At 69.9% G+C, this 19,609-nt stretch carries 22 protein-coding genes and 1 pseudogene; 22 read left to right on the top strand and 1 reads right to left on the bottom strand.

The annotated features are described in order from the left end of the window. Positions 1 to 50: 50 nt before the first annotated feature. The 17 genes from RBJ65_RS24640 to RBJ65_RS24560 all read left to right on the top strand — a co-directional run bounded on the left by RBJ65_RS24640 (position 51) and on the right by RBJ65_RS24560 (position 13,246). Complete coding sequence (locus RBJ65_RS24640; protein ID WP_306318724.1) at positions 51 to 647, top strand: hypothetical protein; 597 nt, start codon at positions 51 to 53, stop codon at positions 645 to 647. A gap of 201 nt (positions 648 to 848) precedes the next feature. Next, on the top strand, positions 849 to 1,268 hold the full coding sequence (gene rpsP, locus RBJ65_RS24635) for a 30S ribosomal protein S16 (RefSeq protein WP_306318723.1): 420 nt from the start codon (positions 849 to 851) through the stop codon (positions 1,266 to 1,268). Positions 1,269 to 1,270: 2 nt separating this feature from the next. Next, the gene (locus tag RBJ65_RS24630; RefSeq protein ID WP_014176063.1) at positions 1,271 to 1,510 is read left to right on the top strand and encodes an RNA-binding protein; all 240 of its coding nucleotides are present in this window, start codon (positions 1,271 to 1,273) and stop codon (positions 1,508 to 1,510) included. Between the two features lie 98 nt (positions 1,511 to 1,608). Continuing rightward, positions 1,609 to 2,166, top strand: coding sequence for a ribosome maturation factor RimM (rimM, locus tag RBJ65_RS24625; protein WP_306318722.1), 558 nt, complete (start codon positions 1,609 to 1,611; stop codon positions 2,164 to 2,166). Next, positions 2,163 to 2,984 carry a tRNA (guanosine(37)-N1)-methyltransferase TrmD gene (gene trmD, locus RBJ65_RS24620; protein ID WP_306318721.1) on the top strand — a complete coding sequence of 274 codons (822 nt, stop codon included), beginning with the start codon at positions 2,163 to 2,165 and terminating at the stop codon, positions 2,982 to 2,984. The genes rimM and trmD overlap by 4 nt, the downstream gene beginning before the upstream one ends. Before the next feature lie 169 nt (positions 2,985 to 3,153). Beyond that, positions 3,154 to 3,504 carry a 50S ribosomal protein L19 gene (rplS, locus tag RBJ65_RS24615; protein WP_018531094.1) on the top strand — a complete coding sequence of 117 codons (351 nt, stop codon included), beginning with the start codon at positions 3,154 to 3,156 and terminating at the stop codon, positions 3,502 to 3,504. A gap of 78 nt (positions 3,505 to 3,582) precedes the next feature. Next, a complete protein-coding gene (gene lepB, locus RBJ65_RS24610) occupies positions 3,583 to 4,287 on the top strand; it encodes a signal peptidase I (protein ID WP_306318720.1) in 705 nt (234 codons plus the stop codon). Next, on the top strand, positions 4,280 to 5,407 hold the full coding sequence (gene lepB, locus RBJ65_RS24605; RefSeq protein ID WP_306318719.1) for a signal peptidase I: 1,128 nt from the start codon (positions 4,280 to 4,282) through the stop codon (positions 5,405 to 5,407). The genes lepB (RBJ65_RS24610) and lepB (RBJ65_RS24605) overlap by 8 nt, the downstream gene beginning before the upstream one ends. Beyond that, a complete protein-coding gene (gene lepB / locus RBJ65_RS24600) occupies positions 5,289 to 6,254 on the top strand; it encodes a signal peptidase I (RefSeq protein WP_306318718.1) in 966 nt (321 codons plus the stop codon). Before lepB (RBJ65_RS24605) ends, lepB (RBJ65_RS24600) begins: the two co-directional genes overlap by 119 nt. 93 nt (positions 6,255 to 6,347) lie before the next feature. Further along, the gene (gene lepB / locus RBJ65_RS24595; RefSeq protein ID WP_306318717.1) at positions 6,348 to 7,085 is read left to right on the top strand and encodes a signal peptidase I; all 738 of its coding nucleotides are present in this window, start codon (positions 6,348 to 6,350) and stop codon (positions 7,083 to 7,085) included. After that, the gene (locus tag RBJ65_RS24590; protein ID WP_306318716.1) at positions 7,078 to 7,596 is read left to right on the top strand and encodes an NUDIX hydrolase; all 519 of its coding nucleotides are present in this window, start codon (positions 7,078 to 7,080) and stop codon (positions 7,594 to 7,596) included. The genes lepB (RBJ65_RS24595) and RBJ65_RS24590 overlap by 8 nt, the downstream gene beginning before the upstream one ends. 55 nt (positions 7,597 to 7,651) lie before the next feature. Further along, a complete protein-coding gene (locus RBJ65_RS24585) occupies positions 7,652 to 7,960 on the top strand; it encodes a DUF2469 domain-containing protein (protein WP_005311352.1) in 309 nt (102 codons plus the stop codon). Positions 7,961 to 8,062: 102 nt separating this feature from the next. Then, positions 8,063 to 8,440, top strand: a complete 378-nt coding sequence (locus RBJ65_RS24580; RefSeq protein ID WP_306318715.1) for a YraN family protein — start codon at positions 8,063 to 8,065, stop codon at positions 8,438 to 8,440. Continuing rightward, a complete protein-coding gene (locus tag RBJ65_RS24575; protein ID WP_306318714.1) occupies positions 8,440 to 10,062 on the top strand; it encodes a YifB family Mg chelatase-like AAA ATPase in 1,623 nt (540 codons plus the stop codon). The genes RBJ65_RS24580 and RBJ65_RS24575 overlap by 1 nt, the downstream gene beginning before the upstream one ends. 153 nt (positions 10,063 to 10,215) lie before the next feature. Then, complete coding sequence (gene dprA, locus RBJ65_RS24570) at positions 10,216 to 11,373, top strand: DNA-processing protein DprA (RefSeq protein ID WP_306318713.1); 1,158 nt, start codon at positions 10,216 to 10,218, stop codon at positions 11,371 to 11,373. A gap of 366 nt (positions 11,374 to 11,739) precedes the next feature. Beyond that, positions 11,740 to 12,582: an RNA polymerase sigma factor WhiG gene (whiG, locus tag RBJ65_RS24565; protein ID WP_306318712.1), complete on the top strand. Its 843-nt coding sequence runs from the start codon at positions 11,740 to 11,742 to the stop codon at positions 12,580 to 12,582. A 106-nt stretch (positions 12,583 to 12,688) separates the two neighbouring features. After that, complete coding sequence (locus RBJ65_RS24560; protein ID WP_306318911.1) at positions 12,689 to 13,246, top strand: TetR/AcrR family transcriptional regulator; 558 nt, start codon at positions 12,689 to 12,691, stop codon at positions 13,244 to 13,246. A gap of 443 nt (positions 13,247 to 13,689) precedes the next feature. Here the strand turns inward: RBJ65_RS24560 and RBJ65_RS24555 are convergent. Further along, positions 13,690 to 14,181: pseudogene (locus RBJ65_RS24555) on the bottom strand (murein hydrolase activator EnvC); the annotation flags it as partial. A gap of 311 nt (positions 14,182 to 14,492) precedes the next feature. On the opposite strand from RBJ65_RS24555, the gene rpsB reads away from it, so the two are divergent. The 5 genes from rpsB to RBJ65_RS24530 all read left to right on the top strand — a co-directional run bounded on the left by rpsB (position 14,493) and on the right by RBJ65_RS24530 (position 19,520). Next, entirely contained in the window at positions 14,493 to 15,404 is a 912-nt protein-coding gene (gene rpsB, locus RBJ65_RS24550) for a 30S ribosomal protein S2 (RefSeq protein ID WP_306318711.1), read from the top strand. A gap of 121 nt (positions 15,405 to 15,525) precedes the next feature. Continuing rightward, positions 15,526 to 16,362 (top strand): translation elongation factor Ts, encoded by an 837-nt coding sequence (tsf, locus tag RBJ65_RS24545; RefSeq protein ID WP_306318710.1) that lies wholly within the window; start codon positions 15,526 to 15,528, stop codon positions 16,360 to 16,362. A 183-nt stretch (positions 16,363 to 16,545) separates the two neighbouring features. Next, complete coding sequence (gene pyrH, locus RBJ65_RS24540) at positions 16,546 to 17,343, top strand: UMP kinase (protein WP_306318709.1); 798 nt, start codon at positions 16,546 to 16,548, stop codon at positions 17,341 to 17,343. 147 nt (positions 17,344 to 17,490) lie between these two features. Next, the gene (frr, locus tag RBJ65_RS24535) at positions 17,491 to 18,048 is read left to right on the top strand and encodes a ribosome recycling factor (RefSeq protein ID WP_306318708.1); all 558 of its coding nucleotides are present in this window, start codon (positions 17,491 to 17,493) and stop codon (positions 18,046 to 18,048) included. Positions 18,049 to 18,293: 245 nt separating this feature from the next. Further along, the gene (locus RBJ65_RS24530) at positions 18,294 to 19,520 is read left to right on the top strand and encodes a phosphatidate cytidylyltransferase (RefSeq protein ID WP_372341264.1); all 1,227 of its coding nucleotides are present in this window, start codon (positions 18,294 to 18,296) and stop codon (positions 19,518 to 19,520) included. Positions 19,521 to 19,609: the final 89 nt, after the last annotated feature.

Raw genomic sequence — 19,609 nt, 5'->3', positions numbered from 1 at the left:
GGGATGCCCCGGAATAGGAACACGGAGGCACCCCGGCTCGTTGTCACGACGTGAGCACGACACCACCTGTTCTCGCCGCAGAGCTGGCAGGGGCGTGGGCCGACATTCAGCGGCACCACCCCGAGCTGCCGGATCTTGCCGCGCCCGAATCCCTGATCGGCGAGTCCTCGTCCGCCTGCGGACGCGAGCTCTCCTTCGAACGACTCCTTCACGAGGCAGTCCACGGCATCGCAGCCGCGCGCGGAATCCGCGACACCTCGCGCGCCGGCCGCTATCACAACCGCAGATTCCTGGCCATCGCCGAGGAGTTGGGCCTCGACCATCCCGAGGAGCCGCACCCCAGCAGCGGCTTCTCGCTGGTCACGCTCAACCCGGAGGCGAAGCAGCGCTACCGGCAGACCATCGAGCGGATCCAGCGCGCCCTCAAGGCGCACACCGTGGCGACCGCCGCGGACACCAAGCGCAGCTTCCGCGGCCCCGCCGCGCGGCACGGCTCCTCCGGGGGCGGCGTCCGCGTCAAGGCGGTCTGCGACTGCGGCCGCAACGTCCGTGTCGTGCCGTCGGTGCTCGCGCAAGCCCCCATCATGTGCGGCGGCTGCGGAAAGCCGTTCCGTATTCCGGAAGTCGTCGGTGCCGCGGTGGGGTGAGCGCGCCGCTCCTGGTGGGGGCGGTCGTGCACCGGGTTCGGCCGCTCCGGAGACCTGTGGCACAATGGCTAGCTGTACTCGACAGTCGCACAGGACCCCTCTCTCCTCCGGCTGACGCGTCCATCGGGCACTCGGGTACCGCAACCCCACGCGGCAATCTCGCCGTGCCCACCCACGTCAAGACCAGGAGACACCACTCCCGTGGCAGTCAAGATCAAGCTGAAGCGTCTGGGCAAGATCCGTTCGCCTCACTACCGCATCATCGTCGCCGACTCCCGCACCCGCCGTGACGGCCGTGCGATCGAGGAGATCGGCCTGTACCACCCGGTGCAGAACCCGTCGCGCATCGAGGTCGACTCCGAGCGTGTCCAGTACTGGCTGGGTGTCGGCGCGCAGCCGACCGAGCCGGTCGCGGCCATCCTCAAGGTCACCGGTGACTGGCAGAAGTTCAAGGGTCTGCCGGCCCCGGAGCCGATGAAGGTCGCCGAGCCGAAGGCCACCCGCCCCTCTTTCGAGGCGCTGGCCACCGAGGACGAGCCCAAGGGTGAGGCCATCACCCAGAAGAAGAAGGCTGAGAAGAAGGACGAGGCCGAGGCCGCGTCCGAGTCGTCTGAGGCCTGAGCATGCTCGAGGAGGCTCTTGAGCACCTCGTGAAGGGCATCGTCGACAACCCCGACGACGTGCAGGTCGCCTCGCGCAACCTGCGCCGTGGGCGCGTCCTCGAGGTCCGGGTCCACCCCGACGACCTCGGCAAGGTGATCGGCCGCAACGGCCGCACCGCACGCGCGCTGCGCACTGTCGTGGGTGCCATCGGCGGCCGTGGTGTCCGCGTCGACCTCGTCGACGTCGACCAGGTTCGCTGAGAAAAGTTGAACACCGGCTCGGGCCGGGGAGGGCTTACGAGCCGTCCCCGGCCCGAGTCGTTTGTGCCCCTCGGTGGGCTGACAGGAGAGTTTCCGACGTGCAGTTGGTAGTGGGGCGCATCGGCCGCGCCCACGGCATCAAGGGCGAGGTCACCATCGAGGTGCGCACCGACGAGCCCGAGCTGCGGCTCGGCCCCGGCGCACGGCTCGCCACCGACCCCGCGTCCGCGGGACCGCTCACCATCGAGTCCGGCCGGGTGCACTCCGGCCGGCTGCTGTTGCGCTTCGAGGGCGTACGCGACCGGAACGGCGCCGAGGCGCTGCGCAACACCCTCCTGATCGCCGAGGTGGACCCCGAGGAACTCCCCGAGGAAGAGGACGAGTTCTACGACCACCAGCTCATGGACCTCGACGTCGTCACGGTCGACGGCACCGAGGTCGGCCGGATCACGGAGATCTCGCACCTGCCCTCGCAGGACCTGTTCATCGTGGAGCGTCCCGACGGCAGTGAGGTCATGATCCCGTTCGTCGAGGAGATCGTCACCGAGATCGACCTTGAGGAGCAGAAGGCGGTCATCGACCCGCCGCCCGGTCTCATCGACGACCGCGCGGAGATCGCTTCGTCGCGCGAGGACTCCGAGGGGGAGTCCGCATGAGGCTCGACGTCGTCACGATCTTCCCCGAGTACCTGGAACCGCTGAACGTCTCCCTCGTCGGCAAGGCACGCGCGCGTGGCCAACTCGACGTCCACGCGCACGACCTGAGGCAGTGGACGTACGACCGGCACAACACGGTCGACGACACTCCCTACGGCGGCGGCCCCGGCATGGTCATGAAGACCGAACCGTGGGGCGACTGCCTCGACGACGTACTCGCCGACGGGTACGAGAACGGGGCCCAGGCGCCCGCCCTGGTCGTCCCCACGCCCTCGGGGCGCCCCTTCACCCAGGAACTCGCGGTAGAGCTCTCCGAGCGCCCCTGGCTGGTCTTCACGCCCGCCCGCTACGAGGGCATCGACCGCCGCGTCATCGACGAGTACGCGACCCGTATGCCCGTCTACGAGGTCTCCATCGGCGACTACGTCCTCGCGGGCGGAGAGGCCGCCGTGCTGGTCATCACGGAGGCCGTGGCGCGGCTGCTGCCCGGCGTCCTCGGCAACTCCGCCTCGCACGAGGACGACTCCTTCGCGCCCGGCGCCATGGCCAACCTCCTGGAAGGCCCCGTCTACACCAAGCCCCCCGAGTGGCGCGGCCGGGACATTCCCGACGTGCTGCTCAGCGGCCACCACGGCAAGATCGCCCGGTGGCGCCGCGACGAGGCGCTGCGCCGCACGGTGGACAACCGGCCCGATCTGATCGAGCGCACCGACCCCAAGGCCTTCGACAAGAAGGACCGCGAAATGCTCTCGATCCTGGGCTGGGGCCCCCGCCCCGACGGACGATTTGGGCCCACGCCCGACCTCGTGGAAGAATAGGCCGCTGCTGTACGTCCAGCCTGCGCCCCTGCCACAGGGGGAACGACCGGAATTGCTCCTCGCGCCAGCGGGGATGGTCCAGACGCAAGGCCCGACGCGATCAGCTACCGAAACTCATCGCATACCTCCCGCCGATGACCTGTGGCATCGGCGAAGAAAGCAGACGATCATGTCTCACCTGCTCGACTCCGTCGACGCCGCGTCGCTGCGCAGCGACGTCCCGGCCTTCCGCCCCGGCGACACCGTCAACGTCCACGTCCGCGTCATCGAGGGCAACCGCTCCCGTGTGCAGCAGTTCAAGGGCGTAGTCATCCGCCGCCAGGGCGCCGGCGTCCGCGAGACCTTCACGGTCCGCAAGGTCTCCTTCTCCGTCGGCGTCGAGCGCACCTTCCCGGTGCACACGCCGATCGTCGAGAAGATCGAGCTCGTCACCAAGGGTGACGTCCGCCGCGCCAAGCTGTACTACCTCCGTGAGCTGCGCGGCAAGGCCGCGAAGATCAAGGAGAAGCGCGAGAACTGAGCCGCTCGGCGCCCCAAGGGGGCGTCGGCGCCACGCGCCTGCGGGGTCCACAGAGCGGCCGGATAGCATCTGGCCTCGATGGACACCGAAGCACAGCACGAGGAGCGCGACCGCTCCTCCGAGCCCCACGAGGACACCTCACAGGGCGAGGAGGACCGGTCGCGCTCCTCTTTGCTTGCCGGGGTGGTCGACTGGCTGCCCGGCGGCCGCGTCACCCTGAGCCTGCTGCTGTGCCTGGCGCTGCTGCTGGCCTTCTCCGTCTTCGTGATGCAGCCCTTCCAGATCCCCAGCGGCTCCATGGAGAGCACATTGAGGGTCGGGGACCGCGTTCTCGTAAATAAGTTGGCGTACCGTTTCGGTGCCGAGCCGACCCGTGGCGACGTGGTCGTCTTCGACGGCAGCGGATACTTCGGGGAGGGCGACTACATCAAGCGCGTCGTCGGCACCGGGGGAGACCGGGTGGTCTGCTGCGACACCAAGGGGAGGATCGAGGTGAACGGGAAGTCCGTCGACGAGCGCTCCGTGCTGCACGCCAAGGACGCGCCTTCGAAGGTGCCCTTCGACATCGTGGTCCCCGAAGGGACCCTCTTCCTCCTCGGCGACCACCGCAGCGACTCCCGTGACTCCCGCGACTACCTGGGCGCGCCGGGCGGCGGCTTCGTCCCCGTGGACCAGGTGATCGGCAAGGCCGAGTGGATCGCCTGGCCGACCGGGCACTGGCACTCCCTGTCGCGCGAGGACGTCTACGCGCGCGTGCCCGCGGCCGGCGGCGCCCATGGGTAGGCGCGGCAAGTCCCGCGGCCACCACGGCGACGAGCGACTGCCCACCGGCAGCAGGCCCACCAGCGGCCCCGCGCAGCCCGGAAGGGCCGAGCGCCGCAAGCTCGCCCGCAAGGTGAAGCGGCGCCGAAGGCGCTCGGTCCTCAAGGAGATACCCCTCCTCATAGGCGTGGCCCTGGCCATCGCCCTTGTACTGAAGACGTTCCTTGTGCAGGCGTTCGTGATCCCTTCGGGATCCATGGAGCAGACGATCCGGATCGGCGACCGGGTCCTGGTCGACAAGCTCACCCCCTGGTTCGGCGCGGACGTGCAGCGCGGCGACGTCGTCGTCTTCCAGGACCCGGACAACTGGCTCAAGCAGGAGGCCGTCCAGAAGGCGGACCCCCCGGCCGGCGTGAAGCAGGTCAAGGAAGGCCTGACCTGGATCGGGCTGTTGCCGTCCGACAACGAACAGGACCTCATCAAGCGGGTCGTGGGGGTCGGCGGCGACACCGTGAAGTGCTGCGACAAGAAGGGCCGTGTCACCGTCAACGGGACACCGCTCGAAGAGCGCTCCTACATCCACCCGGGGAACGCCCCCTCCAAGTTCGACTTCTCGGTGAAGGTCCCCAAGGGACGGCTGTTCGTGATGGGCGACCACCGGGCCAACTCGGCCGATTCGCGCTACCACATGAACGACAAGAACAACGGCTTCGTGCCCCTGGACAACGTCGTGGGGCGGGCCCGCTTCATCGGCTGGCCGATCGGCCACTGGTCCTCGCTGGAGGAGCCGCCGACCTTCGCCGCCGTGGCCGACGCGCAAGGAGACGGGTCGTCCGCCCTCTCAGGAACGTCGCATAGGGTGGCCTCCACGTACGGTGCCGGACCGGGCTCGAACGCTTCGGATTCGGACGGATTTATCCCCCTCCCGACCCCTGCGGAACTCCCGCTCGTTATGGGAGTGGTGGGCCTGCATCGGATACGGATCAGGCAGCGGCACGGAGTGAGGAGTGGATGTGGGGGACTTGGCGGTCGGCGCACGGTCAGGGCATGGACCCGAAGAGGAGCCCGGGCGATCCGACGGCGCGGCGGGTCCGGGGCCGACGGGCCGGACGCCCGAGGCGGACGAGGCCTCGACGGTTGATCCCCCGGGCGAATCAGGAGCGGGTGACGCCGAGCGCGGCGGGCCCAAGAAGCAGCGTTCCTTCTGGAAGGAGCTGCCGCTCCTCATCGGCATCGCGCTCGTCCTGGCGCTGCTGATCAAGACGTTCCTGGTCCAGGCGTTCTCGATCCCGTCGGCGTCGATGGAGAACACGCTGAAGATCGGTGACCGGGTCCTGGTCGACAAGCTCACCCCGTGGTTCGGCTCGGAGCCCGAGCGCGGCGAGGTCATCGTCTTCCACGACCCGGCGGACTGGCTGGCGGGCGAGCCCGCGCCGGAGCCGAACGCCGTGCAGACGGTCCTCAGCTGGATCGGCCTCATGCCGTCCGCCGACGAAAAGGACCTCATCAAGCGCGTCGTCGGCGTCGGCGGCGACACCATCGAGTGCAAGGGCACCGGCCCGCTCAAGGTCAACGGCAAGGCGCTCAACGAGCCGTACGTCTACCCGGGCAACACCCCGTGCAGCGACGACAACGCCGGTGGAACGTTCAAGGTGAAGGTTCCTGAAGGCAAAGTTTGGGCCATGGGTGACCACCGCCAGGACTCCATGGACTCGCGCTACCACCAGAACGACAAGAACGACGGCTTCGTGCCGGTCGACAACGTCGTAGGACGCGCCATCGTCGTGGCCTGGCCGCCCACCCACTGGTCGACGCTGCCGGTGCCGGACACCTTCGACCAGTCGGGCATCAACGCCGTCGCGAACGTGGCTCCGGGCGCGCTCGGGCTCGCGGGTGCGGCGCCCCTGGTGCTGTGGCGTCGGCGCAAGATCAATCAGCGCGTTACCGAGGGGAACACCAGGGTTTCTGCGACTCGTAGCGCGGGGTAGTGTGCCGTCCCAGATCGCCGATCTTCCGTGGTCCGCGCCGTTCCGGGGCCGGTTCGACGAGATCGATTTCTCCGAACCGGGGGAGCAACTGGGATGAGCAGGACGCGTCGTACGAATGAGGGCCACGGCAAGGTCGGCAGCGCGCTGTCCGGCATAGCCGTGGCCCTCGGCTGTGTGCTCTTCCTGGGCGGATTCATCTGGGGCGCCATCGTGTACCAGCCGTACACGGTGCCCACCGACTCCATGGACCCGACGATCAAGGCCGGTGACCGCGTGCTCGCGGAGCGGATCGACGGCAGCGAGGTCAAGCGCGGTGACGTCGTCGTCTTCCAGGAGAACTCCTGGGGAAACGTTCCGATGGTGAAGCGCGTGGTCGGTGTCGGCGGCGACAAGGTCTCCTGCTGCACGCAGAACAAGCTGACCGTCAACGGCAAGCAGATCGACGAGCAGTACCTCCCGAAGGGCGAGAGCGCCTCCCTCACCGGCATCAGGACGACGACCGTCCCGCAGGGCCGGCTCTTCCTCCTCGGTGACCACCGCTCCGACTCCCTGGACTCCAGCGCGCACATCGGCGACAGCGAGAACGGCTCGGTGGAGCGCGGCGCTGTGAAGGGCCGGGTGGATGCCCTGGCGTGGCCCATGGCCGGGCTGCCGAAGCCCACCGGGTTCGAGGCGCTGCCGGGCGGCCTCTCGCAGCCGGGGCCGCTGAAGCCGATGGTCGTGGCCGTCGTGGCGGGCGCCGTGCTGGTGCTCGGCGGAGCCGCGTACGGGCCGATCGCGAAGCGCTCGCGGCGCTCGCACGACCGGGCTCCGGAGCCGGTCCGTGTCTGAGGCCGAACCGGGCCGCGAGCTGCGCAGGGTCGCCCGTGTCGTGCTGCTCGACCCGGAGGACCGGATCCTGCTGCTGCACGGGCACGAGCCGGGCGATGCCGCCGACGACTGGTGGTTCACGCCCGGCGGCGGCCTGGAGGGCGCCGAGACGCGTGAGGAGGCCGCCCTGCGGGAACTGGCAGAGGAGACCGGCATCACCGACGTCGAACTGGGGCCTGTGCTGTGGCAGCGGATCTGTTCCTTCCCCTTCGTCGGCCGACGCTGGGATCAGGACGAGTGGTACTTCCTGGCCCGTACGAGGACGGTCTCGACGGCGCTTGTGGAGATCGACGGGACGGGCCTGACCGACCTGGAGCGGCGCAGCGTCGCGGGAGCGCGCTGGTGGACGTACCGGGAACTGGCCGAGGCGCATGAGACGGTGTATCCGACCAGACTCGCCGAGCTGCTGAGGCGGCTGCTCGACGAAGGTCCCCCGAGCCGGCCCGAGGTCCTGGACACGGAAATCGTCTAGAGACGCACGGGGCTGGCGCACAATAGGGGGACGCACGGCTGAAGGGGAACATGCCATGAGCGCCGAGGACCTCGAGAAGTACGAGACCGAGATGGAGCTGAAGCTCTACCGGGAGTACCGCGACGTCGTCGGTCTGTTCAAATACGTGATCGAGACCGAGCGGCGTTTCTACCTCACCAACGACTACGAGATGCAGGTGCACTCGGTGCAGGGTGAGGTCTTCTTCGAGGTGTCGATGGCGGACGCGTGGGTCTGGGACATGTACCGGCCCGCGCGCTTCGTGAAGCAGGTGCGGGTGCTCACGTTCAAGGACGTGAATATCGAGGAGCTCAACAAGAGCGACCTGGAGCTTCCCGGTAGCTGATGCACCGCGGGTGACGGAGTTATCCACAACCCGTCGGTAGTTCACCAAGATCCACTTCCTGCTCGCTGAGGCCTCAGCGTGGGTGCCGGAGGTGGTGCCGACGTGAACGCACGGGGTGCACTGGGGAAGTACGGCGAGGATCTGGCCGCGAGGCGGCTGACCGACGCAGGGATGACGGTGCTCGCGCGCAACTGGCGCGCGGGCAGGTCGGGCGAGATCGACATCGTGGCGCGGGACGGCGACGCGATCGTCGTGTGCGAGGTCAAGACCCGCAGGGGACACAGCGGCGACGCGGGCGCCTTCGAGCATCCGATGGCCGCGATCACACCGGTCAAGGCGGCGCGGCTGCGCGATCTCGCCGAGCGCTGGGTGCAGGAGCACGGGGGAGCGCCGCCCGGCGGCGTCCGCATCGACCTCGTCGGCGTACTGCTGCCGGAGCGCGGGGCGCCGTGCGTCGAGCATGTGCGGGGGGTGTCCTGATGGGCTTCGCGCGTACGTGTTCCGTGGCGCTCGTGGGCGTCGAGGGCGTGGTCGTCGAGGTGCAGGCGGGCCTGGAGCCGGGCGTCGCCGCGTTCACGCTGGTGGGGCTGCCGGACAAGAGCCTGGTGGAGAGCCGCGACCGGGTCAGGGCAGCGGTGGTGAACTCCGGGGGCGACTGGCCGCAGAAGAAGCTCACGGTGGGGCTCAGCCCGGCGTCCGTGCCCAAGGGCGGCTCGGGCTTCGATCTCGCCGTTGCCTGCGCCGTGCTCGGCGCGGCCGAGCGGATCGACCCGCGGATCCTCGCCGACATCGTGATGATCGGGGAGCTGGGCCTGGACGGGCGGGTGCGGCCGGTGCGGGGCGTCCTGCCCGCCGTGCTCGCCGCGGCCGACGCCGGTTACGAACAGGTCGTGGTCCCCGAGTGCACGGCGGGGGAGGCGGCCCTCGTGCCGGGCGTGTCCGTCCTCGGCGTACGCAGCCTGCGCCAGCTCATCGCCGTGCTCACGGACGAGCCGGTGCCGCAGGAGGACGCGGTGGAAGAGCCGGGGCGCCCCGATCCGATGCTCGCCGGGCTGAGCATGCCCGGCAGCGGCATGGGCGCGGGGCTCGGCGGGCCCGCGCACGACGGACCCGGGCTCGACCTCGCCGATGTCGTCGGGCAGCCCTCCGCCCGTACGGCGATCGAGGTCGCGGCGGCGGGCGGGCACCACGTGATGCTGTCGGGGCCACCGGGCGCGGGCAAGACGATGCTGGCCGAGCGGCTGCCCGCCGTCCTGCCGCCGCTCACCCGTGAGGAGGCGCTGGAGGTCACGGCGATCCACTCGGTGGCCGGGATGCTGCCACCCGGCAAGTCGATGATCGACACCGCGCCGTACTGCGCACCGCACCACTCGGCGACCATGCAGTCCCTGGTGGGCGGTGGACCGGGGGTGGCCCGACCGGGGGCGGTCTCGCTGTCCCACCGGGGCGTGCTTTTCCTCGACGAGGCCCCCGAGTTCAGCGGCCAGGCGCTCGACGCGCTGCGGCAGCCACTGGAGGCGGGGCATGTGACCATCGCCCGCAGCGCGGGGGTGGTGCGGCTGCCCGCGCGCTTCCTGATGGCGCTCGCCGCGAACCCCTGCCCCTGTGGGCAGTACCGGGCCCTGGGCGGCGAGTGCGACTGCCCTCCGGCCACGGTCCGCCGCTACCAGGCGAGGCTCTCGGGCCCCCTCCTCGACCGGGTCGACCTCCGCGTCGAGGTGGACGCCGTCACCCGCAACGAACTGGCGGGGAACGGGCCGCGGGGCGAGAGCACCAGAGTCGTCGCCGACCGGGTGCGTACGGCCAGGGAGCGTGCGGCGGCCCGGTACGCGGACACCCCGTGGCGCACCAACAGCGAGGTGCCGGGGCACGCGCTGCGCACCCGCTGGCCCGCGGCGCCCGGAGCCCTGGACGAGGCCGAACTCGACCTGGAGCGGGGCTTTCTCACCGCGCGCGGGCTCGACCGGGTCCTACGGGTGGCGTGGACCGTGGCCGACCTCGCCGGACGGGACCGCCCGTTCGCCCAGGACGTGGCGCTCGCGCTGCAACTGCGGACCGGGATCTCGCGCGGGGTGCCGATGACGATCGGGGCGGTGGCGTGAGTGGGGGCGTCGTTGGGGCGGTCGGCGTGTGGGCGAGGGCCGGGGTTTTGCGCGGGGGCGTGGGCGAAGTGCGTCGTGGGGATCGGGAGGGCCGGTGGCGGGGCGTCCTGAGGACGGGTACGGCATGGCGGTGCTGAGGGAGGGCGGGGTGTGATGGGCGGCGGGATCGACGACGAGGTGCGGCTCGCACGGGTGCGGATCGCGAGAATCGTGGAGCCGGGCTGGGAGGTCGCCGGGCGGTGGTTGCGGGAGTTCGGGCCCGTGGAGACGGTGCGGAGCATCGAGGCGGGCGAGCCGCTGCCCGGGGTGAGCGCCGGGCGCTGGGCGGGACTCGTCGCGCGGGCCGGGGACGCGCCGACTGCCGAGCGGGATCTGGAGCGGGCGGCGGCGAGCGGGGTGCGGTTCGTGTGCCCGGGGGACGGCGAGTGGCCGGGGCAGTTGGACGACCTGGGAGACGGGCGGCCGGTCGGGCTGTGGGTCCGCGGTGGGCCCAGTCTGCGGATGTGGGCGCTGCGGTCGGTGGCCGTGGTGGGTGCTCGGGCCTGTACGGACTACGGGGTACGGATGGGCGCGAGTCTCGGGGCCGGGCTCGCCGAGCGGGGCTGGGTCGTGGTCTCGGGTGGGGCCTACGGGGTCGACGCGGCCGCGCACCGTGGGGCGCTCGGGGCCACCGGGGCGACGGTGGCCGTGCTCGCCTGCGGAATCGACCGGGTCTATCCGCGCGGGCACGCCCAGTTGATCGACCGGATCGCGGAACAGGGACTCGTGATCGGGGAGTTGCCGCTCGGCGACCACCCGACGGCCAGCAGATTCATTCTCCGGAACCGGGTGATCGCGGCCCTCACCAGAGGAACCGTCGTCGTCGAGGCGGCCCATCGCAGCGGAGCGCTCGGCACGGCCCGCTGGGCGCAGCGCCTCGGGCGGCACACGATGGGCGTTCCTGGACCCGTGACCAGCGGTGTCTCCGCGGGCGTGCACGACCTGCTGCGCAAGGAAGCGGTTCTGGTGACGGACGCGGAGGACGTCGTCGAACTGGTCGGACGGATGGGCGAGCTCGCGCCGGAGAGACGCGGCCCTGTCCTGCCCCGCGACCTGCTGCCGCCCGCCGCGGCGCGGGTGCTCGCCGCGCTCCCCGCGCGCGGGGTGTGCAGCGTCGCCGAGGCCGGCCGGGAGGCGGGCACGAGCGAGGACGAGACGATCGGGAGGCTGTACGAACTGCGCTCGTTGGGGTTCGTCGAACGACACGGCGACGGCTGGCAGTTGACACGCCAGGCGATCGAATCGGTCTTTCCCGGAAGGGAGGTGCCCTGACGCGGTCCGTTGCGCCGTCCGGATGACACCCCGATGACCTTGGCAATTCCGGCAGTTGGCGCTCCGGCCCGGTCGGCGGTGGCGACGGAAGCGGCCACGCGAGTCGACGAAGGGAACGTATCTGCGCAACGGTGATCTCGCACCCTTCGCACACTGCGACGCTCCAGTCACGCTACGCTCACCAGGATCCGGGTTCGTCCCCTCCCACCCGGGATCAGGCAGGTAGCTCGGTACCAGTCATCACCAGACGGGCAACACGGCATCTTCACAGGCAGAGCGATCACAGCGACCAGTACGTCAGCGACCAGTACGTCAAGCACCCTCGGTTTCCTGGGTACGCAGCAGCAGAACGGCACAAGGCGGCGCATGCCACAACACACCTCCGGATCCGACCGAGCGGCGGTACCCCCCGCCGCGCGCGGCTCCAGCGTGCGGCCTCCGGCTCCCTCCTCCCTCGAGGAGCTGTGGAGGTCGTACAAGGCGACGGGCGACGAGCGGCTGCGCGAGCAGCTGATCCTGCACTACTCGCCGCTGGTGAAATACGTGGCGGGGCGGGTCAGTGTGGGGCTGCCGCCCAATGTCGAGCAGGCGGACTTCGTCTCGTCGGGGGTCTTCGGGCTCATCGACGCGATCGAGAAGTTCGACATCGAGCGGGAGATCAAGTTCGAGACGTACGCGATCACCCGGATCCGCGGCGCGATGATCGACGAACTGCGCGCGCTCGACTGGATTCCCCGCTCCGTGCGGCAGAAGGCGCGCAACGTGGAGCGCGCCTACGCCACGCTCGAAGCGCAGTTGCGGCGCACGCCTTCGGAGAGCGAGGTGGCCGCGGAGATGGGTGTCGCGCTGGAGGAACTGCACGCGGTTTTCAGTCAGTTGTCGCTGGCGAACGTGGTGGCGCTGGAGGAGTTGCTGCACGTCGGCGGCGAGGGCGGCGGGGACCGGCTCAGCCTCCTGGACACGCTCGAGGACCACGCCGCGGACAATCCGGTGGAGGTCGCCGAGGACCGGGAGCTGCGGAGGTTCCTGGCGCGGGCGATCAATACGCTGCCGGAGCGCGAGAAGACCGTCGTCACGCTCTACTACTACGAAGGTCTGACGCTGGCCGAGATCGGCAATGTGCTCGGGGTCACGGAGAGCCGGGTCAGCCAGATCCATACGAAGTCCGTGCTGCAGTTGCGGGCGAAGCTGGCGAGTTTCGGGCGCTGAGGGCCGGGCGCGGTACGGCTCCGGTCGGGGTACGGGGTGCCGGCGGCTCCCGTCGCGGGCGGCATCTTCGTAAAGTGGAGACGTGCCTAGGATTCGAGCGGCCTCCGTGGCCGAGCACCGGTCGATGCAGCGCGGCGCCCTTCTGGACGCGGCGCGCTCCCTGCTGTCCGAGGGTGGGACGGAGGCGTTGACGTTCCCCGCGCTCGCGGAGCGGACGGGGCTCGCGCGCTCGTCCGTCTACGAGTACTTCAAATCGCGGGCGGCCGTGGTCGAGGAGTTGTGCGAGGTCGATTTCCCGGTGTGGGCCGCGGAGGTCGAGGCCGGGATGGCGCGGGCCGATACGCCTGAGGGCAAGGTCGAGGCGTATGTGCGGGAGCAGTTGGCGCTGGTGGGGGATCGACGGCATCGGGCGGTCGTCGCCATTTCCGCGAGTGAGTTGGATGCCGGGGCGCGGGAGAAGATCCGTGCCGCGCACGGTGGGCTTGTGGCGATGATCGTGGAGGCGCTTGAGCGGATGGGGCATGAGCAGCCTCGGCTCGCGGCGATGTTGGTGCAGGGGGTTGTGGATGCGGCCGTGCGGAGGATTGAGCTGGGTGCCGCGGAGGAGCCGGGCGTGATTGTGGATGCGGCCGTGGGGATGGTGCTGCGGGGCGTTCACGGCTGAGCCGTGGTTGGCGCGGGTCTTTCGTGGTGCGCGGCGCCGGGGTGGTGGTGGCCGTGCCGTGGTCGGGCCCTGTTCTTCTTGTTGCGCGCCCGCGGGGTGATGAGCCGCGCCGTGCTCGGCGCCCCTCGTTCCCGTTGCGCCGCACCGGGGGCCGCCTTGCCCACCCTGCCGCCCAAGGCGGCAGATTGCCCAAGGCGGGTGGCGCCGACCGCCGGACGCGCGGCCGCACCGGGGGAGGCCGCCTTGCCCACCCTGCCGCCCAAGGCGGCAGATTGCCCAAGGCGGGTGGCGCCGACGGCCGGACGCGCCTTGCCGTCGCGGGGTGGTGGACGTGGTCGGCCGTCATGGGGTCGGGAAAATAAGCCCCTCCGGCGTTTGAGGAGCGGGGTCCGGGGCGGAGCCCCGGGGGTGGGGGCGAGGTGCCGTAATGGGCGTAGGGCCCACCCCCACACCGGCAGCAACCTCGACGGGCCCCGGCCCAGGGTCGACGGATCCAGCAGGGTCAAAGGGTTCAGGTAGGTGGCGCCGCGGCGCAGGCCCCAGTGGAGGCAGGAGCGGGAGGTCGCCGGGCAGTGGGTCGTGGGGAGTTGGAGGACGCCGAGTACCTCGCCGGAGGCGACAGTGGCGCCCGCGCGCACCGACGGCGTCACCGGTTCGTACGTCGTGCGCAGAGGTGGGTCACCCGTGCCGGCGAGTTCCACCGAGACCACGCCCCGCCCCGCGACCTCCCCCGCGAACGAGACCCGGCCGTCGGCCACCGCGCGTACGGGGGCGCCGATGGGGGCCGCGAGGTCGACGCCGCGGTGGCCGGGGCCGTAGGGCGTCGCCGGTGGGGCCCAGGCGCGGACCACCGGGGGCCGGTCGCCCACCGGCCAGAAACGGGCGTCCCCCGCCCAGGACGGGGAGGCGAGCAGCAGGACGACGGCGAGCGCCATCGTCACCATGAGTAGTTTTCGCATGGCGTTCAGCGTCCACCGCGGAGCGCCGCCGCGGGGATCATGGCCGGGAAACGTGGACTACCGATCGGTTGTGGACAGCGGCGTCACCCGCTACCTCGCGGGTCCCGTACACTTCATGTGGCGATCCGGCCCACCGGATCGACTTCGCACGCCCCGACACCGGCCCTCACGGGTTCGTGTCAGTGGCCTATCGGTCCCGTACGGACGGCTCGAAGAGCACATACGTACGCGGCAGGCACACGCAGTGGGCGTCAGGAAACAACCGAGAACACCAGAGGAGTACGGCCATGGCCGTCGTCACGATGCGGGAGCTGCTGGAGAGCGGCGTCCACTTCGGTCACCAGACCCGTCGTTGGAACCCGAAGATGAAGCGCTTCATCTTCACGGAGCGCAACGGCATCTACATCATCGACCTGCTCCAGTCGCTGTCGTACATCGACCGCGCCTACGAGTTCGTCAAGGAGACCGTCGCCCACGGCGGCACGGTCATGTTCGTCGGTACGAAGAAGCAGGCGCAGGAGGCCATCGCGGAGCAGGCCACCCGCGTCGGCATGCCCTACGTGAACCAGCGCTGGCTGGGCGGCATGCTCACCAACTTCTCGACCGTCTACAAGCGTCTGCAGCGCCTCAAGGAGCTCGAGCAGATCGACTTCGAGGACGTCGCCGCGTCCGGTCTCACCAAGAAGGAGCTTCTCGTGCTCTCGCGCGAGAAGGCCAAGCTGGAGAAGACCCTCGGCGGTATCCGCGAGATGTCCAAGGTTCCCAGCGCCGTCTGGATCGTGGACACCAAGAAGGAGCACATCGCTGTCGGCGAGGCCCGGAAGCTCAACATCCCGGTCGTCGCGATCCTCGACACGAACTGTGACCCCGACGAGGTCGACTACAAGATCCCGGGCAACGACGACGCGATCCGCTCCGTCACCCTGCTCACCCGGGTGATCGCCGACGCCGTCGCCGAGGGCCTCATCGCCCGCTCCGGCGTGGCCGCCGGCGACCAGAAGCCGGGCGAGAAGGCCCAGGGCGAGCCGCTCGCCGAGTGGGAGCGCGACCTGCTCGAGGGCGAGAAGAAGGCCGACGACAAGGCTGAGGCGAAGCCGGCCGACGCCGACGCCAAGGTCGAGGAGAAGGCTGCGGAGGCCCCGGCCGCCGAGGCTGCCGCTCCCGCCGAGGCCCCGGCCGCGGACGCCGACAAGGCCTGACCCGCGCGGGCTTGACGTTTCACGAGTGACGGCGGGGGTCGGCTGCGGCCCCCGCCTTCACCCGTAACCGTCACCTTCGTTCTCACACTGCTTCAGACTTCGTAGAGAGAAAAACAGGATCATGGCGAACTACACCGCCGCTGACGTCAAGAAGCTCCGCGAGCTCACCGGCGTCGGCATGATGGACTGCAAGAAGGCGCTCGACGAGGCCGACGGCGACGTCGACAAGGCCGTCGAGGCGCTGCGCATCAAGGGCCAGAAGGGCGTCGCCAAGCGCGAGGGCCGCTCCGCCGAGAACGGCGCCGTCGTCTCCCTCATCGCCGACGACAACACCTCCGGTGTCATCGTCGAGCTGAAGTGCGAGACGGACTTCGTCGCCAAGGGCGAGAAGTTCCAGGCCGTCGCGAACGAGCTGGCCGCGCACGTCGCCAAGACGAGCCCTGCGGACCTCGAGGCGCTGCTCGCCTCCGAGATCGAGGCCGGCAAGACCGTCCAGGCGTTCGTCGACGAGGCCAACGCCCAGCTCGGCGAGAAGATCGTCCTGGACCGCTTCGCGCAGTTCTCCGGCACCTACGTCACCGCGTACATGCACCGCACCATGCCCGACCTGCCCCCGCAGATCGGTGTTCTGGTCGAGCTGGACAAGGCCGACGCCGAGCTGGCCAAGGGCGTCGCGCAGCACATCGCCGCCTTCGCGCCGAAGTACCTCTCCCGCGAGGACGTCCCGGCCGAGGTCGTCGAGTCCGAGCGCCGCGTCGCCGAGGAGACCACGCGCGCCGAGGGCAAGCCGGAGGCCGCGCTCCCGAAGATCGTCGAGGGTCGCGTCAACGGCTTCTTCAAGGAGGCCACGCTGCTCGGTCAGCCGTACGCCCTCGACAACAAGAAGTCCGTCGAGAAGGTCCTCCAGGAGGCCGGTGTCACCCTGAAGCGCTTCTCGCGCATCAAGGTCGGCATCTGAGTCCGTACCGCGCCGGACGCGAGACCCCGCTAGGGTCGACAGCAGTCGTCCGTGTACTCGCGCGAGTACACGCAGGGCGACCGCAGTTGTGACGAGGAGGCCATTGCCGCGCATGGGATGCGAACCACCCCACCGGCAGTGGCCTCTTTCGTATGTGTGCCAAGTAAAAGAGGCGAGATTCCCATGACCACCACCCAGGCCGACACTGCTGATAAAGGCGACAAGAGCGAGAAGCGCGACAAGCGCGACGACGACAAAGTCGCGGGGCGCTTTCTGCTGAAGCTTTCCGGTGAGGCGTTCGCCGGGGGCGGGGGTCTGGGCGTCGACCCCGACGTGGTGCACGCCATCGCCCGTGAGATCGCGGCCGTCGTACGCGAGGGCTGGCAGATCGCCGTCGTCATCGGCGGCGGTAACTTCTTCCGCGGCGCGGAGCTGCAGCAGCGCGGCATGGACCGCGCCCGCTCCGACTACATGGGCATGCTCGGCACGGTCATGAACTGCCTGGCCCTCCAGGACTTCCTGGAGAAGGAGGGCATCGACTGCCGCGTGCAGACCGCCATCACCATGGGACAGGTCGCCGAGCCGTACATCCCGCTGCGCGCCGTACGTCACCTGGAGAAGGGCCGCGTCGTCATCTTCGGCGCCGGTATGGGCATGCCGTACTTCTCCACCGACACGACCGCCGCGCAGCGCGCCCTGGAGATCGACGCCGAAGCCATGCTCATGGGCAAGAACGGTGTCGACGGCGTCTACGACTCGGACCCGAAGACCAACCCCGAGGCCGTGAAGTTCGACGCGCTCAGCTATGGCGAGGTCATCACCCGCGACCTGAAGGTCGCCGACATGACCGCGATCACCCTGTGCCGCGACAACAAGCTCCCCATTCTCGTCTTCGAGCTCATCACGTCGGGCAATATCGCCCGTGCCGTCAAGGGTGAGAAGATCGGGACCCTCGTAGGCGAACAGGGCACCCGAGCCTGACCCCCTCCCGTCCCCTGGGTCCTTGATGGTTCCCAGGGGGATGGACAATGTCCTGCCGGTCGGACACCGTGCAGGAAAGACACGCGACGCAGCCGACCGCGCCCCCGTGCCCGGCCGGGCCTCACTCAAGACACGCAGGAGCAAGTGGTGATCGAAGAGACCCTCCTCGAGGCCGAGGAGAAGATGGAGAAGGCCGTCGTCGTCGCCAAGGAGGACTTCGCCGCGATCCGCACAGGGCGTGCGCACCCGGCGATGTTCAACAAGATCGTGGCCGACTACTACGGCGCGCTGACGCCGATCAACCAGCTGGCCTCGTTCTCGGTGCCCGAGCCGCGGATGGCCGTGGTGACCCCGTTCGACAAGAGCGCGCTGCGCAACATCGAGCAGGCGATCCGCGACTCCGACCTCGGCGTCAACCCGAGCAACGACGGCAGCATCATCCGAGTGGTCTTCCCGGAGCTGACCGAGGAGCGCCGCAAGGAGTACATCAAGGTCGCCAAGGCCAAGGCCGAGGACGCCAAGGTCTCCATCCGCTCCGTGCGCCGCAAGGCCAAGGACACCATCGACAAGGCGATCAAGGACGGCGAGGTCGGCGAGGACGAGGGCCGTCGCTCCGAGAAGGAGCTCGACGAGCTCACCTCGAAGTACGTGGCCCAGGTGGACGAGCTGCTCAAGCACAAGGAAGCCGAGCTGCTCGAAGTCTGAGCGAGCGCGGAAGATCGAGGTTCGAGGAATCCGTGAACGACTCTTCCTGGGGGGCGCCGACCGGGCCCGGACAGTGGGGCCCGAGCGACGACCGAGGGCCCGCCCATGGGCAGGACCCCGCGTATGGGCAGGACCCCGCGGCGTACGGGCAGGACGCCGCGTACGGACGGGACCCCGCGTACGGACAGGCGCCGGCGTATGGGCAGGATCCCGCGTACGGGCAGGTGCCGGAGTACGGCCAAGGCCTGCCGTACGACGCCTCGCGTGACGCCTCGTACGACCCGTCGTCGTACGGGCAGGAGCCCCCGTACGGTCAGCGGCCCCCGTACGGTCAAGAAGGGTCGTACGACGGCTCGTACGAGTCGCGGCCGTCGTACGAGCAAGGGGCCGCTCCGGCGGGTCCCGCGTACGAACGGCACGCGGTCGATGAGACTCGGCCCATGCCCATCGTGCCCGATATGCCCGATACGCCCTCTGGTGACGGAAGGGGCGACGATCAGGACGACCGGGGGGCCGCTCGGCTGAGTGGCCCCTTGTTCCGCGACGAGGTGCCGCGGGAGTCGGCGCCCGCCGCGCCGCGCCGGCAGCCCGCGCAGCCGGTGCAGCCGTCGCAGTCCGCGCAGCCGTCTTCGCAGTCCGAGCCGCCCGCGCCCAAGAAGAAGAGTGCGGGCCGGGACCTCGGGGCGGCCATAGGTGTCGGCGTCGGGCTCGGTGCGGTGATCATCACCTCGCTCTTCATCGTCAAGGCCGTGTTCGTCGGCGTGATAGCGGTCGCCGTCGTTGTCGGCCTGTGGGAGCTGACCTCGCGGCTCGAGGAGCGCAAGGGCATCAAGGCGCCGCTCGTACCGCTCGCGGTCGGCGGCGCGGCCATGGTGGTGGCCGGGTATGTGCGCGGCGCCCAGGGCGCCTGGGTGGCGATGGCGCTCACCGCGCTCGCGGTCCTCGTGTGGAGGATGACCGAGCCGCCCGAGGGCTATCTGAAGGACGTCACGGCGGGGGTCTTCGCCGCCTTCTACGTACCGTTCCTCGCGACCTTCGTGGCGATGATGCTCACCGCGGACGACGGGGCGTGGCGTGTTCTTACGTTCCTGATCCTGACGGTCGTCAGTGACACCGGGGCGTACGCGGTCGGCTGGCGCTTCGGCAAGCACAAGCTCGCGCCGCGCATCAGCCCCGGCAAGACGCGTGAGGGCCTGCTCGGCGCGGTGGCGTTCGCCATGGTGGCGGGCGTGCTGTGCATGCAGTTCCTGGTGGACGGCGGTACGTGGTGGCAGGGCCTGGTCATCGGCGCCTGCGTCGCGGCCAGCGCGACCCTCGGTGACCTCGGCGAGTCCATGATCAAGCGGGACCTCGGCATCAAGGACATGGGGACGCTGCTGCCGGGCCACGGCGGAATCATGGACCGGCTCGACTCGCTGCTGCCCACGGCGCCGGTGGTGTGGCTGCTGCTGGTGCTGTTCGTCGGTTCCTGAACCCACGGCGACTCGTACGAGTGCCCCCGTCCGTAACCGGGCGGGGGCTCTTCGTATATGTGCCTGCGGCAACTTGTGAAGACCTGTTC

This window comes from Streptomyces sp. KL109B (genome assembly GCF_030766935.1).
Classification (GTDB): domain Bacteria; phylum Actinomycetota; class Actinomycetes; order Streptomycetales; family Streptomycetaceae; genus Streptomyces.
The sequence above is the reverse complement of the archived record's forward strand: the minus strand, read 5'-3'. Positions and strand labels throughout refer to the sequence as shown.